At 28.5% G+C, this 16172-nt stretch carries 19 protein-coding genes; 4 read left to right on the forward strand and 15 right to left on the reverse strand.

What is annotated here, in order from left to right; all coding sequences use genetic code 11:
• The first annotated feature begins 235 nt into the window (after positions 1-235).
• Complete coding sequence (locus ACI389_RS01705) at positions 236-991, forward strand: 4Fe-4S binding protein (RefSeq protein ID WP_439779823.1); 756 nt, start codon at positions 236-238, stop codon at positions 989-991.
• Here the strand turns inward: ACI389_RS01705 and ACI389_RS01710 are convergent.
• Together ACI389_RS01710 and ACI389_RS01715 are read right to left on the reverse strand one after the other, a co-directional pair.
• On the reverse strand, positions 986-2488 hold the full coding sequence (locus ACI389_RS01710; RefSeq protein WP_439779824.1) for a HEAT repeat domain-containing protein: 1503 nt from the start codon (positions 2486-2488) through the stop codon (positions 986-988). The genes ACI389_RS01705 and ACI389_RS01710 overlap by 6 nt on opposite strands.
• 1 nt (position 2489) lies before the next feature.
• Positions 2490-3524: a ribonuclease H-like domain-containing protein gene (locus tag ACI389_RS01715; RefSeq protein WP_439779825.1), complete on the reverse strand. Its 1035-nt coding sequence runs from the start codon at positions 3522-3524 to the stop codon at positions 2490-2492.
• Positions 3525-3671: 147 nt separating this feature from the next.
• Here ACI389_RS01715 and ACI389_RS01720 point away from each other — a divergent pair, with 147 nt between their 5' ends.
• Genes ACI389_RS01720 through ACI389_RS01730 form a run of 3 tightly spaced genes read left to right on the forward strand, consistent with a single transcriptional unit; the run spans position 3672 to position 5350 of the window.
• Positions 3672-4055 (forward strand): hypothetical protein, encoded by a 384-nt coding sequence (locus tag ACI389_RS01720; protein ID WP_439779826.1) that lies wholly within the window; start codon positions 3672-3674, stop codon positions 4053-4055.
• 12 nt (positions 4056-4067) lie between these two features.
• Positions 4068-4805 (forward strand): 4-phosphopantoate--beta-alanine ligase, encoded by a 738-nt coding sequence (locus ACI389_RS01725; protein WP_439779827.1) that lies wholly within the window; start codon positions 4068-4070, stop codon positions 4803-4805.
• Positions 4806-4810: 5 nt separating this feature from the next.
• Entirely contained in the window at positions 4811-5350 is a 540-nt protein-coding gene (locus tag ACI389_RS01730; protein ID WP_439779828.1) for a nucleoside monophosphate kinase, read from the forward strand.
• Between the two features lie 2 nt (positions 5351-5352).
• Here the strand turns inward: ACI389_RS01730 and ACI389_RS01735 are convergent, their stop codons facing one another.
• The 13 genes from ACI389_RS01735 to gatC all read right to left on the reverse strand — a co-directional run bounded on the left by ACI389_RS01735 (position 5353) and on the right by gatC (position 16145).
• Positions 5353-6033 (reverse strand): TIGR00289 family protein, encoded by a 681-nt coding sequence (locus tag ACI389_RS01735; protein ID WP_439779829.1) that lies wholly within the window; start codon positions 6031-6033, stop codon positions 5353-5355.
• A 4-nt stretch (positions 6034-6037) separates the two neighbouring features.
• Positions 6038-6841, reverse strand: coding sequence for a hypothetical protein (locus ACI389_RS01740; RefSeq protein ID WP_439779830.1), 804 nt, complete (start codon positions 6839-6841; stop codon positions 6038-6040).
• 71 nt (positions 6842-6912) lie between these two features.
• Positions 6913-7344 carry a class III signal peptide-containing protein gene (locus ACI389_RS01745; protein WP_439779831.1) on the reverse strand — a complete coding sequence of 144 codons (432 nt, stop codon included), beginning with the start codon at positions 7342-7344 and terminating at the stop codon, positions 6913-6915.
• Complete coding sequence (locus ACI389_RS01750; protein ID WP_439779832.1) at positions 7341-8201, reverse strand: A24 family peptidase; 861 nt, start codon at positions 8199-8201, stop codon at positions 7341-7343. Before ACI389_RS01750 ends, ACI389_RS01745 begins: the two co-directional genes overlap by 4 nt.
• Before the next feature lie 93 nt (positions 8202-8294).
• A complete protein-coding gene (locus ACI389_RS01755; protein ID WP_439779833.1) occupies positions 8295-9911 on the reverse strand; it encodes a CTP synthase in 1617 nt (538 codons plus the stop codon).
• 69 nt (positions 9912-9980) lie between these two features.
• Positions 9981-10757, reverse strand: a complete 777-nt coding sequence (locus ACI389_RS01760) for an alpha/beta hydrolase (RefSeq protein ID WP_439779834.1) — start codon at positions 10755-10757, stop codon at positions 9981-9983.
• An 8-nt stretch (positions 10758-10765) separates the two neighbouring features.
• Positions 10766-11170, reverse strand: coding sequence for a GNAT family N-acetyltransferase (locus ACI389_RS01765; protein ID WP_439779835.1), 405 nt, complete (start codon positions 11168-11170; stop codon positions 10766-10768).
• Entirely contained in the window at positions 11170-12525 is a 1356-nt protein-coding gene (locus ACI389_RS01770; protein ID WP_439779836.1) for an MATE family efflux transporter, read from the reverse strand. The genes ACI389_RS01765 and ACI389_RS01770 overlap by 1 nt, the downstream gene beginning before the upstream one ends.
• A 3-nt stretch (positions 12526-12528) precedes the next feature.
• On the reverse strand, positions 12529-13164 hold the full coding sequence (locus ACI389_RS01775; protein WP_439779837.1) for a flavodoxin family protein: 636 nt from the start codon (positions 13162-13164) through the stop codon (positions 12529-12531).
• A gap of 1 nt (position 13165) precedes the next feature.
• Positions 13166-14377 (reverse strand): cofactor-independent phosphoglycerate mutase, encoded by a 1212-nt coding sequence (locus tag ACI389_RS01780; RefSeq protein WP_439779838.1) that lies wholly within the window; start codon positions 14375-14377, stop codon positions 13166-13168.
• A 26-nt stretch (positions 14378-14403) separates the two neighbouring features.
• Positions 14404-15423, reverse strand: coding sequence for a homoserine dehydrogenase (locus ACI389_RS01785; protein WP_439779839.1), 1020 nt, complete (start codon positions 15421-15423; stop codon positions 14404-14406).
• A gap of 9 nt (positions 15424-15432) precedes the next feature.
• Positions 15433-15918 (reverse strand): amino acid-binding protein, encoded by a 486-nt coding sequence (locus ACI389_RS01790; RefSeq protein WP_439779840.1) that lies wholly within the window; start codon positions 15916-15918, stop codon positions 15433-15435.
• An 11-nt stretch (positions 15919-15929) separates the two neighbouring features.
• Positions 15930-16145, reverse strand: a complete 216-nt coding sequence (gatC, locus tag ACI389_RS01795) for an Asp-tRNA(Asn) amidotransferase subunit GatC (protein WP_439779841.1) — start codon at positions 16143-16145, stop codon at positions 15930-15932.
• Positions 16146-16172: the final 27 nt, after the last annotated feature.

Raw genomic sequence — 16172 nt, forward strand, 5'->3', positions numbered from 1 at the left:
TTGATAAACTTTTAAATATAAAACTCTTTTAAAAACTTTGTTAATTTTTTAAATTTAATAGATAAAACTTAGAAACTATTAAAAATAAGAAAAATTATAAAATGGACTTAACAAAATAACTATAAGGATAATAATTTATCTTAACAAACACAACTAGATTCAAAAATATGATATATATGTCAAATTATCATTTTTTTCATATAAAAAAATTCAGTAGATTTATATAGGTGAAAATATGAAAATAACAGAAATATTTTTTAGTCCTTCTGGGACAACTAAACAAGTAGTAGACAAAATAGCTAACAGTTTTGAGTATGAAAGTGAAGTCTGTGATCTATTACACTTTAGTGAAAATAAAGAATTTACAGATGATGACATTATTATTGTTGGAATGCCTGTTTTTGCTGGAAGAATTCCAGAAACTGCTCGTGACAGATTATCTAAATTATCTGGAAATAATACAAAAGCAATAGCTGTTGCAAACTATGGAAATGCTAAAGTAGGAGATGCATTACTTGAATTAGTAAATCTTCTCAAAGAAAATAACTTTGATGTTACAGCAGCTATTTCTACAGTTAGCCATCACTCTATTTTTGATGGTGTTGCAGTAGGAAGACCAGATAGTGCTGATTTAGAAAAACTCAGTGAATTTGGAGAAAAATGTGTGGAAAAAATAGAATCTGGTGAATCTTTACAATCAGAAATTCCTGGAAACAAACCATATGTTGATCACAAGCAATTACCATTTACTATAAGCTGTGATGTAGATAAATGTGTATTCTGTTATGACTGTGTTACAGTTTGTCCTGAAAAAGCAATTCCTGATGATGATCCTGCAGCTATTGACCTTGATATATGTTCTAGATGTACTGCATGTATTCACATTTGTGAAGAAAACGCTAGAAGATTTACTGGTGAAGCATTCGAAGCTAAAAAACCTGTTTTTGAAAGTGCAAACAGTGAAAGAAAAGAAGTTGAATATTATTTATAATTTCAATTTCTTTTTAGCAACATTTCTCACATACTCATTTTCATCATTATTTGAAACTTCTTTTAGAATTTTTCTACTTAATACTTTTTTAACTGCAGCTTCACGAATTCTCCAGGATGATTCATTTCTAGCAACATCACCTAAATATTTTTGATTTTTTATTAAAGAAATTGCTCTGATGGATATATTTTCTGAAATACCTTGTTCATAAATTTTAATTAAACATTTTTCAACTTTAATTTTATTTAATGCTTTAAGGGAAAATTCTTCATCCTCATTTGCAAGGACAATTCTAATTAATGTTTCTAAATCATTAATATTATCTAGTGTATTTTTCCTAATTGAATCAATTTTAGCATTTTTCAGTATATCAATAAAATCATTTTCATTATTAATATGAAGTAGTGCCTCTTCTGCTACATCTTCATGTATTGAATTAATAGCTAAGTATTTGAAATCATTTTCATCAGTTAAAGCAGGATTTGAAATCGCATGATTTCTTACAAATTGATCATCATCATTTAGAGCTATTTTAATTAACTCTTGAGGATCATTTATGTTTTTTACTGCAATTTGGCGAACAAATCTATCTTGTTCTGTATTAATTACTTTAATTAATATTTTCTCATCAGTTATTTTTTTAACAGCTTCACTTCTAACTATTTTATCACTATCTTCAAGTGCAATTTTAGCTAAAATATCTTCATCATCTATCTTATTAATCAAATCAATTTTAACATCAGACTTTTTTGAATCTAAAACCATGTTCTTTAAAATTTCTGGGTTTTTAATTTTATCAAATATTAAAGAGCGAACCTTTGCATTATCTTCACTTTGAGCTATTAATGCAAGTGAATCTTCATTTTTAATTTTACTAATTGCGGCTTTTTTTACTCCTTCATCTTTATCTTCCACAGCTAATTTTTTAAGAATATCTTCATCTACAAAAGAATCTTTTAAAATAGCTGCTTTTTTAATAGAATTGTCTTTTGACTTAAAAACTAAATCATATAATATTTCAGCATCATCAATTTTATTTAAAGCACGTGTTCTGTATTTTTTATCAATTGCTTCAATTGCAATCCATTTAAGAGTTTCCCCGTCAACAACCTTATCAAATAGTTCATCTATATGAGAATTTCTCTTAGTATTTATTACCATTTCAGCTATGGACTTGTTGTTTTCACCAAGTCTTTCCCATGCAAAACTTCTAACATCAAAAAACTGTGAATTTAAAGCAGCATCCCTTAATAAATCTTCATCTTTTAATTTGTTTGCAGCGATTAATCTAATAGCTCTATCTTTAATAGTTTTAGCCATATCCAGTGCAACAAACTCATTTGAAATTTTATCTGCTGCTTGTGCTCGCTCAAGCCTATCTTTATGATTAATAGCTATTTCTTTTAAACGTAATTCCTCTTCATCAATATCTAAATTATCTGGAATTAGTTTCTTTTCTTTCTTATCAGTTTTTTTAAATCTATCAAATAAACCCATACTAATTTACATCCTCATACATTTTCTCAAGAAAACTTGCAAGTGAAATAATATCCTGACAGTTATGCTCAATTATTGGAACAACAGGACCTATATTATCTTCAAACAAATAAGTATCATAATATCCTGGAATATATTGACCTAGAACATCTTCATGACGAGTTATTCCAAACATCTCTTGCTCAATAGTTTGAAGTTGGCAATTTGGAAGTGAATCTTTCCATAAATTCTTTGCAAAATACATTAAATCTAAATGAGGTAAATCCAAATTACAATCAAGTCTATTGTAAACACATCTATTTTTTATAAATGGAACATCAAAACTTTTTCCATTAAATGTAACATGAACAGAATTTTCATCTAAATGATTGAGATATGCTTCAATAATATTAGGTTCTTCAACATAATCTCGTAGGAAATATTGTGAAGCAACTATTTTATCATTTTTAATTTCAGCAACACCTATTAAAATTATTGGAACATTTGAAAGCCCTTTAGTTTCAATATCCATAAACTTAAAGTTTTCAACATCAGTTAAGCTTATGCATTTAAGTAAATTATCCCTACACTTTTTAGAATACTTATTACTATCCAATAAATCCACTATTTCATGAAAAGACATCTCATCAATTTTATTTAAAAAGTTTGATGCAACATCACAGTATTTATCATGATTTTTAAGTGATTCTATTGTAAGATAACCTTTATTCTTAAGGTTTTCTTCAGTTTTAAGACCAATTCTTGGAAGTAATTTAAGATTATGATTAATTTGATTTTTAAAGTCATTATCTTTAATATTAAAATCAATTTTCTCTTTTGTAGTAATTTTCAATGCATCTCCAAAGGAGGTTTTACAAATATTACAATCCATCACATCTTTTAATGATTTATCCACATATTGCATTAACAATTTTTCCTTTAAATCTTCAAAATAATGACTAGATAACTTCTTTTCCTTTTGTTTTGGATTTGATGAATCATTTAATCCAAATAATGCATTTCTCAAATATCTTTCATGCTCACTATAACCATCCATCAAAATAAAATATATTAAGCAAATAATATATATTTTTTTAATAAAAAAAATAATTTTTAATTACAATTACAATCTAATAGCAACTTAGAAAAATTTATATTATTTTTAAATCAGAAATAATAAACAATTATTTTAAAAGGTTTTACTATGAAAATTAAATTAGCAATAATATTTGGAGTATTAATATGGCTTTTAACCTTTGTATTTTCATCCATATTTAACCCTCTTTTTACAGCAAACGTCCATAATGTTAACATAGTAGTGCCTATCATTACAATAATTGTAACTGGATTTTTTGGAATATTATACATTAGAGCTATTGATGATAATGAAATTTTTGAAGGTTTATTAGTAGGAATAATCTTTGTCATAATAGACATCATTCTTGATTATATATTTTTCATAAACCCCCAAAAAGAAATTTATATCATTGGGTATTATCCAATGCACATTTTTTCAATGATAATACTTACTCTATTAATTACAACATTTATAGGATATTTAGCTCAAATGACTATTGATTTAAAATAAGGAGATTAAAATATGATACCAAAATCACACCCTCGATATGAATCATTACTTTTAAGAGAAAAAATGGTTAACGCTTCTAAAGAAGGTTATTTAGCAGATTCTGCTTTAATTGCTCATGGTAGAGGCGAATCTTTTGATTATTTGATTGGTGAGAAAACAACATATCCTGCAAAAAGAGCAATGTATGTTGCTGTTGCAGCATTACTTATATCAAACAATCCTGTGATTTCAGTTAATGGAAACACAACAGCATTAGCTATTGATGAAATAATTGAATTTGCAAATGTTATTAATGCTAAAATTGAAATTAATTTATTTTATAGAACAGACGAAAGAGTCAAAATAATTACACAGTTATACAAAGATCACGGCTATACAAACATACTTGGTGGTCTTGATGATGATATTGAATACATCAATGATATAGAAAATAACAGAGCAAGTGCTAGTAAAAATGGAATTTACACAGCAGATACAATATTAATCCCTCTTGAAGATGGAGATAGAGCAGAAATATTGAAAAAAGGAGGTAAAAATATCATCACTATTGATTTAAACCCACTTTCTAGAACATCAAAAATGTCTGATGTCTCTATTATGGACAACATTGTTCGTGCAATACCATTCATGACAAAAATCGCTACTGATTTAAAAACCCAAGATAAAAAAGTATTAATTGACATTGTTGAAGACTTTGACAATGAAGAGAATTTAAAAGAATCATTAGAACAAATTAGAATAAAAGAGTGAAAATAATGCAAGTAATGGGAATATCCGGGTTACCAGGTTCTGGAAAAAGTTTAGTTTCTGAAATTGCAATAAAAAGAGGAGCAATTATTGTAAGTATGGGAGATATCATACGTGAAGAAGCTAAAAAAAGAGGAGAAAGCAGTAAAGAAACCGCTCAAAATTTAAGAGCAGAATTTGGGCAATACATTGTTTCAGAATTAACTATTAAAAAAATTAAAAAACTTCAAGAAGAAGAACCCGAAAGCAAAATTATTGTTGAAGGCATTAGAAGTCCACATGAAGTTAATATGTTTAAAGAAAACTTCAAAAACTTTATAATATTATCAATTTTTGCTAATCCAACTCTAAGATTTGAAAGATTAAAAAATAGAATGAGAGAAGATGATTCCACTGATTATACTGAATTTAAAGCAAGAGATCAAATGGAATTAAATTTCGGAATTGGAGATGTAATATCACTTTCAGATAAAATAATTATTAATGAAACAGATTTAACCAGTTATACTAATAACATAAATAAGTTTTTAGAGGAAATAGAATTTTAAATTTATTTCTCTTCTAAAACAGCTTCTTTTATAATATAAACACCACTATCATGATTCCATTCTTTTTTATCCTTTAATATTTTAATTCTTTTTTTAAAAATAGGACCATCAATAGCTAATGTTTCGGCTTCACCACCTTCAAAAGCTAAATCAACATAATATTTATCATGAATTTCCACTAATTCATCAATAGCATCATCATCAATGACTCTTCCAAGCCATGATTCATCTAAACCCCAAGCTGCAACTCCACAGATTACAATCTTAAAACCCAATGATACTATTTTTCTCATATACTCCAATTCATTAACATGCCAATAAGGAGAAATAGCTACAAGCCCTACTTCATCACATAGTTTCTCAATTCTTGATTTTTGATATTGTGAATACAGTGCACCAGTATATATAGCTTCAACACCTAAACTTTTAAGATTTTCAAAAGCATGACGTAAATCTTTAAGTTCCTCTTCTTTAATCCCATCAGTTTCAACTGATATTATAGGAATATCAAATGCTTCTGACAGCAAATCAGTTAGATGGATATTGGGAACATGAAACATGTACGATTCATCATTTCTAGATTTCATGGAAAGAAGATATTTAACATCTTCTTTCGCTTCTAGGGCATAATATAATGCCATAGTACTATCCTTTCCACCTGAAAATAATACTGCAACATTCATAAAATTACCGTCTACGTTTTTCTCTTAAGAATTTCTTAGTTTTCCTAACTATTGGAACAACAGAATCAATATAAATTCCTAAAAATGCTACAACAACACCAATACCACCACAAACCAATGTAAACTCTGTATTAGTCAACATTGATGAGTTTGTATTGTTTATACTATCTTGGATTGGTCCTTCTATTTTTGAAGCAACAATACCTCTCTGAAGTAAGATTTGCTCAAATTCATCAAAAGATGATGAATCGACAACTAATACTGCATGAACCTGTGCATAAGATATAGTATCATCATAAACTAGTTTATACCAATTTGAAAAAGACTTCAAAGCTTGAGAGGATGAATAATTATCTGCAAGAGTAATTTGAATATCGGATTTACCTATTGTATGATTTTTATAATTTGAATCAATATTTCCAACTATCTTATCAAAGTAATCATGCTCTCGCTCATTAAATGACCACATTGGAATATTAATCGATTTTTCATCAAATGATTTAAAACCATCAGTTGCAGATAAGTTATTTTTTAATTCATCAATATTAATTGAAGATGACAAATCCAAATATAATGTTTCTTCATTATTCGGCATTGTTCTTTCAAAAGCATTCACAACATTCGGTAGCTCATCATAAATCGGATCAAGGAAAAATGCCCCACCAATTGAACCAATTAAAAAAGCTACAAGAAGTACTAATATTACCTCTTTTTTAGGCATGTATTTTTTTAACATTCCAATTGAAAAAACAAATACCATCATTATTATAAACAAAAAGAGGTAAATAATTGTAGTTATTATATCCATAAATTCACCTATTCAATTATTATAATTATATATTTAAATGAGATAGTTAAAATAATTTTGTATAGAACTGATTATACTGTATAAATCAACATATTTTTTGAATTCATTGGCCATTCTACAATTATAGTATTCTTTCCTTTATCTATGGAAATTGATGTTTTTTGAATATTTGATGTTACATATTCGTTTATATCCTTTTTTGAATTGGATTTAAGTTTAAGACTAGTCGAAACATGACTATCTAAAATATCTATTTTAAGTCTGTTTTTACTTTCAATGATAATTGTTTGTTTTGATCCTTGACCTTCACCATATACCTGTCTAATTGCATTAGATATTTCTGATAAATCTGATTTGACATTTAAAGAGTCCGATATATCCAAAGTATCTTTAATCAAATCTTCTGCAAGAGGCAATGTAAAAACAATTAGAATAATTAGAGATATTGTAAATATCATCATATATTCTAATGAAATTTGACCTCCACTTTCTTTAATCATCATATCACCAAAAATACATTTTTTACAAGCAATACCATCATATCTCCATAGATTACTGCTATTATCAATCCAAACAATATTGCTGGAGTAAATGGAAATGACAATTTAATTGATATATTGTCTGATATTATATTTTGTGAATTCATGATTTTGAGTTGCCATACTTCATTACTGGTTATTCCACCTGCACTTTGTGACTTAAAATAATACTTAAAATCATTACAATTTGATTTGTATATCTCCAGATTACCTTCTATTCCACTTAAAAGTTCAATAATATACTCATTATTGAAATAATAATCATTAATAATCATTCCTTCTTTAAGATCTTTAATTGGAATCAATTTGTTTAATGTTGAATTTTTTATATACTTCATGCTTCCTATATTGAAAATATTAACTAAAAAATCAATATTATCATCAAATATCTTATTTTTAAATATCAAATGAGCAACAAATACAACTAAAAATGGAAATGAAACTAGAATGCTATTAATTACAACACTAAATGAAAAGGGATACACAGATAATTGTGGAAAAATATTCAAAAAATTAATATTAAGACCAGAAGGTATTACTGTGGCAATAGCAGTAAATAACTTTACATCACCACCACCCCAAATATTCAATTTCCACAACATATAAGTTATGATATAAGTAATAATCATTGAAATAAATGAAGCTAAAATGTATTTAATATTATTTGAAATAATGGATAAAATTAAATTCGAAAACAATCCAAAAAATATCAAAGAATAATTTAATTTATTTGGAACAATATTACTCTTAATATCATAAATTGCAGCAATTATAGAAAATAAAACAGTTATAAGTATTTGAATTAAAAATATAACATCCATAATCATAATTATATTATTTAACCTTAAACAATATTAATTAAATAGAAAATAGACGCGTAAAATTGATTTTAATAAAAGAAAAAAAGAAAAAAGCTAATTTTTAGAATATTCATAAATAGCTTCTAAAAATGCTTTAAATAAAGGATGAGGCCTATTTAATCTAGATTTAAATTCCGGATGGAATTGACAACCAACAGCCCATGGATGATTTGGTAATTCAACAATTTCTACTAAAAAGTCATCAGGACTGGTTCCAGATATAATTAAACCTTTTTCTTGTAAATCCTTCCTATAATCATTATTGAATTCATATCTGTGCCTGTGACGTTCCTCAATATCTTCTTCACCATAAGCTTCATAAGTTTTAGTACCCTCAATGATTTTACAATCATAAGATCCTAAACGCATGGTTCCACCCATGTTTTTAATTTTCTTTTGCTCTTCCATCATATCAATAACAGGGAATTCTAAATTATCATCAAACTCAGAACTATTTGCACCAGGATAACCATTTCTTCTTGCAAATTGAGTCACCATAGATTGCATTCCAAGACAAATACCAAATAAAGGTATATTATTCTCAATTGCATATTCAATTGCATCTAATTTACCTTCAAAACCACGTTCTCCGAATCCTCCAGGAATCAAAATACCATCTAATTCAGCCATAGCATCTTGGTCTAATTTTTCAACATCAGAACTTAAAAATTTGATTTTAGCTTTAACACCAATACTTGCTGCTGCGTGAATTAATGCTTCTCTAATACTAATGTAAGAATCTTCAAGTTCTACATATTTACCTACAATACCAATATTAACTACAGGCTCCTTGATTTTTAAAGATTTAACAATTTCTCTCCATTCATTTAATTTAGAATGATTAGGTTTTATGTCTAATCCAATTCTATTAACAATGAATTCACCAATATTATGCTCCTCTAAAACTAAAGGAACTTCATAAATTGTATCTGCATCAGGAGTGTTTACAACAGCTTCAATATCAACATCACAGAAATGAGCAATTTTTCCTCTTAAGCCATTATCAATTGGTTTTTGTGATCTACATACTATAACATCAGGGTTAATACCAACACTTCTTAATTCTTTTGTAGAGTGTTGAGTTGGTTTTGTTTTGAATTCTCCAGCTGCATTTAGGTAGGGAATAAATGTAACATGGACAAACATAACATTTTCGCGACCTTCTTCATTTCTGAGTTGTCTTAATGCTTCAAGGAAAGGTTGACTTTCAATATCTCCAACAGTACCTCCTAATTCAACTAAAACAACATCATAATCAGCACTTTCAGAGTTTTCCCTAATCATTTCTTTAATACGATTAGTAATATGTGGAATAACTTGTACACATTCACCTAAGTATCCACCTGCCCTTTCCTTAGCAATGACAGATTCATAAACTTTACCTGTAGTAATATTTGCCATTCCTTTAAGTTCAACATCTAAAAATCTTTCGTAATGACCAAGGTCTAAATCAGTTTCCATACCATCACTAGTCACGAATACTTCACCGTGTTGATATGGGTTGAGTGTTCCAGAATCCCAATTCAAATATGGATCTATTTTAATAGCTGAAACATTTAAACCATAAGATCTTAAAATTCTTCCCATAGATGCAGATGTAATACCTTTACCTATGGAACTAACTACCCCACCAGTTATAATAATGTACTTTGTCAGAAAAATCCTCTCCATAAATAAAACTTATACTATAACATTAGTTTGTCATAATATATAAAATCTAACAAATATTTTGAAACAGAATTAAATTAATGTTTCAATAAATTTTTTAACATATTTATCACAAAATTCCCAGGTATGTTCTCCGGAATCTTGAATAAATTTAGCATTAATATTCTTTGACTTCAAAAACTCATAAAAATCAATATTTTTATCATATAAAAAATCATCAATGCCACAAGCCATAAATATATCTGGAATATCCTCACATGAATCAATTAAATATTTTGGATCTTTATCTGAGTTTTTAATTTTATCTAAACTACCAAAACATGATTCATAAAATGCCCTAGAACGTAATACATTACTATCCTCTTCATAATTAACTATTTCGTCCGTAATTAAAGCTGCTGAAATCATTCCGATTTTTGAAAAGTTTTGTGAATATTTTAATCCATTTCTAATAGCTCCATATCCACCCATTGAAAATCCTGCAATAAATGTATCCTCTCTTTTATGAGATAATGGGAAAATATTTCTTGTAATATCTAATAATTCTTGTCCTACATATTGCCCATAATAAGCATGAGCTTGCTTGTTATCTACATAAAAACTATTATCGCCACAAGGAATTACAATAGCTATTCCATTATCTTCTGCAAATTTCTGAATAGAAGTATTTGCAAGGAATATATCATCACTACCATACAATCCATGGAGCAGATACAATGTTTTATAAGGCTGTGGAATAATTTCTTCTGAATCATTTAAAAAATGCATATTATCTGCAGGCAATATTACACTAATAGAAGTACGCCTTTGCAAACTTTTAGACTTAATATCTCCTCTAAACAATACCACAAAATCACCTATGTCCATAATTTTGTTATAAACATTGGACTTGAATCATCTGACTTCTCAAATCCACAGTATTCATAAAATTTAGTTTCCGCATCATATGCAACTACTACAATACGCATATAATCTTTATAATGAAGTTTAATTCTATTTATTAATTCTTTTCCTATTCCTTTTAACTGATATTCAGGTTTTACAAGTAAATAATGAACATAAGCATTCATTATCCCATCATCCATAGCACTTACCAAACCAACAAGTTCATCTCCATCCCATGCAGAAAAGACTGTGTTGAAGTTCATAGCTATTACTAATTTATCTGAAAAATGGCCAGATGACCATTCTACAGATAAAAATAACTCTTCAAGTTCCTTTTTACTGAAGTTATGTGTGTTTTTATATACGATTCCATCCATTAAATCACCCTATATTCTGTCCATTTATTCGAGAAATATATGTAAACATAAATCGCTGCCCTTACATACCAATCAATAAACATTGCAATCCATGTTCCGAATACTCCAACACCCATCCAATCAGCAATTACATATGAAAGAGCTATTCTACATATGAACATTACAATTAAACTAATATACATTACTGATTTTGAATCACCAGCACCTCTAAATGTAGCTGGCAATGTAAAAGCAAGTGGCCAGATTATAATAGCAAATATCCCATGCCAAATGACCATTTCAGTTGTCATAGCAGAAGTTTGGGCAGATAATTGATAAACATTTAATATATATGGTAATATAGCAAATATGACTAAGTTAATTATAATATGAGAAATGAAAACAATTATTAAACATTTTTTATTATAATATCTAGCTTGTTCATAATCATTAGCACCTACACATCTTGAAATTACTGCAGTTAAACCTAAATTAATTGCAAAACCAGGTAATACTGAAAATATCCCTACTGTATAACCTACAGAATTTGCAGCAATTGCCATTGTTCCAAATGTTGATACAAGACTTAAAACTAATACTCTTCCAAATTGAAATAAACCATTTTCAATACCAAAAGGAATACCAACTTTTAAAACTTTCCTAAGTATTTTAAAATCAAATTTATGCTTTAATGTTCGTTTAATATGTAATTTATAATTCTCATCAAGAACAAAATACAATATTAAAATTGCAGATAATAACCTTGAGATTACTGTAGGAATAGCAACACCACGAACATCCCAACCTAAATAATAAATACAAATCGCATTACCTATAACATTTAATATATCACATACAAGAAGTATCTTCATTGGCAGTGATGCATCATTAGTTGTCCTAAAAATAGCTGCACCTGCATTATAAATAGCTAAAAACGGAATTGATAAAGCTACAATAAATAAATATTTATCAGCATTTTGCCAAACATTTGCTTCAATTTGACCAAATAAAATTCCTATTAAAAATTGTCTTAAAACAATAACAAAAACCATCAATATAACTGATAAAACAGTTGAAAACCAAACCAACTGATTGGCAGAATCCTGAGCCTTATCAATTTGTTTATTTCCTAAATATTGTCCAGCCACAACAGCTCCTCCTGTTGCAAGAGCTGAAAAAGAAAAAATAAGAAGTTGAATTAAAAAATCAACTAAAGAAACTCCAGAAATTGTTGCTTCACCTAATGATGCAACCATTAAAGAATCTGCGAATCCTACAAAAAATTCTAAAGCATATTCTATTAAAAGTGGTATAAATAAAGCAAGTAATGCTTTATTTGAATAAATATACCCTTCAGGTGTTTTAAATATATTCATAATTTATCTTATAAAATTTGTGCGAGGTTTAGATTCCTCAGTTACAGTTAAACCTTTTTCGCGACCTGCCTCAAGACATTCTAAGAAAAATGCCATATTATGTGCTAATTGCCTCATAGTTCCTAATCCTTCTTCATCTTGGAGTACTTCTTCAGGAGTGTTTCCATGAACCATATTCCAATAAAATGATGAAATAATGGGCATTTGAGAAATTCCTAAGTATTTAATTAATTGATCATATGTTGCAGTAGTACCTGCTCTTCTTGCAGAACATATAACTGCACCCGGTTTATGTTTAAATGCCTCAGCACCAGTTCCATGTGCATTTGAGTAAAATGCTCTATCTAAAAATGAAATAAATGAACCATTTGCACTTGCATAATAAACAGGTGAACCAAATACAAATGCATCAGCATCATATGCTTTTTCAACAAATTCATTAACAATATCATCATCGAATGTGCATTTACCTAATTCAATACATTTAGAACAAGCCACACATCCTGTGATTGGTTTTGTTTTAATCCAAAATATTTCAGTTTCAATATCATGAGCATTTAAAGTTTTTGCAACTTCAGTTAATGCAGTATAAGTACATCCTTTTTTATTTGGACTTCCATTTACTAATAACACTTTCATTTTAAAAATCCCCATCAATTAATCTTTGTATTAATTTATAACCTTCTTTTTTAGTTACAGAACCCTTAAGAACAGCTACTTCATCAAATGCATCACATTCATCACCTGGCATATCAGTGGCATACATAATTATTGGTACATCATCACGAGTATGTGTTCCAATGTCAATTGGAGTTGGATGATCAGGTAATATTGCTGCTCTGTAATCTTGGTCTTTTAAACTATCTAAAATAGGTCCAACAATAAATTTATCAATTTGCTCAATCGCTTTTACTTTTTCATCAAGTAATTGTGCATGTCCTGCTTCATCAGGTGCTTCTATATGGATAAATAATACATCATTTCTTTTTAATGCATCAATTCCATATTTTCCTTTTGCTTCATAATCTGTATCGAAAAATCCAGTAGCACCAGGCACATCAATAATTTCCATTCCTGCAAATGCTCCAATTCCTTTAAGTAAATCTACACCAGTAATTACTGCTGCATCAAGACCATAAGTCTTCTTAAAGTTAGGTAATTTTGGAGTTACTCCTTGCCCCCATAACCAAACCATATTAGCTGGAATTTCTCTTTTTTGATTGATTTCATGGTTTTGTAAGAATTCTTTTGATTCAAACATTATAGATTGAATTTCCTCTGCTAATTCACAATCACCCAATAAGTTATCAATAATATTTTCACCAGAAATATCATGAGGAGGCATAGTTTTTATACTAGATAATGTTTCTGCATCCTCAATATTATCACAAGAATAAACAAATAAATGCCTATAACTAATTCCAGTATAGAATTTTCCTTTAAAACCAGGATATTTTTCTTGGAAATATTTGTTTAGTCCTTTCATTAATACATCAGCTTCTTCAGTTGTAATGTGACCTGCATTGAAATCTTCTATTTTTCCATCTTTTTCAAAAATAGTATTACATCTAAAAATTACATCACATGGAGTGGTTTTGATTCCAACACTACCTGCTTCAAGAGGACCACGACCAGTATAGTAATCTACTGGATTAAATCCGAATATACTCATATTAGCTACATCTGAACCTGGAGTGTATCCCTCAGGCACATTATTAGTTAATCCGCCATATCCTGCTTTAGCTAATTTATCAATATTTGGAGTATTAGCTACTTTTAAAGGAGTTTGACCATCAATTTCATCTAGTGGAAGGTCGCTAGAACCATCTAAAATAAATATTACATATTTCATGCTATCAAAAAAAAGTAAAAAAATAATTAATTTTTATTTTTTAAAACATTAATTAAATCAGTTAACATCGCAGAAGCAGTTTCAAGAGAACCTGCTCCAAGTCCAATTACAGATACCTCATCAGCTAAATCAGTTTTGATTGTAGCCATGTTTAATGTTCCACTTACATCATAGGAACTTCCTCTTTTAACTAAACGAGGAGATACTTGTAAATTATCAGGAGATATTTCAGCTATTAATTTGATTAAACAATCCTCTTTTTTAGCAAGTTCAATTGCATATGAATTAATTTTTGAAATACCCTCAACTTTAACATCACTATAAGTTGCATCAATTCCTAAAAGTGAATTTGCAAGAATTACAGTTTTACAAGCTGCATCAATACCTTCAACATCTTGTGTTGGGTCTGTCTCAGCAATTCCTAAATCTTGGGATTCTTTAAGAATAACTTCATAATCTGAACCTTCAGAGGTCATTCTTGATAAAATATAATTGGTAGTACCGTTTAAAATACCTTTAATTGATTTAATTTCACATGATGCTAATGTATCTTTTGTAAAATTGATAATTGGCATTGAACCACCGACACTAGCCTCATATTTAAATTCTACACCTGCTTTTTCTGCTGCATCAACAACTTCTCTGAATTTAAGAGCTAAATGTCCTTTATTAGAAGTTATTACATCTTTTCCTTGTTCGAATGCTTTATATGTTAATGAAAGTGCAGGTTCTGCATCAACGATATTTGTAGGAGTTGCTTCAATAAGACAATCGTATTCAACAGCATCTAAAACATCTGCACCATTTATATCAGATCCAAATTCGGGGTATGCTAATAATTTCCCATCTTCTTTTTTAGTCTTCAAAAGTAATTCTTCATCCAATCCATCTTGTGAGATTGCAGATGAAGATGAATCAGCTGCAGCGACAATTTTAACATTCACTCCAGTTTTATCTTTAATTAAATCTTTTTTCATGGAAATTGCATTAGCTACACCTTGACCTACTGAACCAAATCCCATGATAATGACTCTACATTCATCCATAATAATCCCTTATACCTCATTAATCACTAATAATTCTTTTTCCTGTGCAATTTCTGCAATTTTATCAAAAACTTTCTGTTTTAAACCAATATCTGCTTCAATATTAATTAATGCAGTAGATTCTTCCTCACCATTTAATTTAATATCAAATGCAGTAATTACTACACCTTCAAGATTATTAATCTTATCCATAGTATCTCTTACATCACTGTCAACAATATGGCCATACAAAATTGTAGTAATTGTTTCTTTTCTAACAACACCATCCATTTCAATAATACTGAATCCTAACTCCCCAAATCTGTTTACTACGTCCTTAAGGCTTTCAAGTTCACCTTCAATAGTAAGTTGAACAGGAACATTTCCATGCTCAGTTTTATAGTCCCTTTTATGAATAACAGTCACTAAATTAGCACCAAGAGCGCTTATTGGTTCTAATACCTTAATGAGTTGTCCTGGAACATCTAAAAGTTCAAGAACTAAGTCCATTCTCATTTAACTCCTCCTTAAGCTGTCCAATCTGCTTTTTTAACTATGAGATTTCCATCTTTATCAATTCTTGCATTCCTTAAAATTTTTTCAGAATTTTTCTCTTGTGATTCATCTTCACGTGTTAAATTTAAATTATCAGTAATATACCAAGTTTCATCTGAATCTGGAATGTCTTCTAAAATTTTTGAAAATTTTTCTATAATATCTTCTGCATCTTTTTCGATTGTCATAATATAAACTCCTAATTAGTAATAATA

The sequence above is a fragment of the Methanobrevibacter sp. genome (assembly GCF_051877095.1).
In the GTDB taxonomy this organism is placed as follows: Archaea; Methanobacteriota; Methanobacteria; order Methanobacteriales; family Methanobacteriaceae; genus Methanocatella.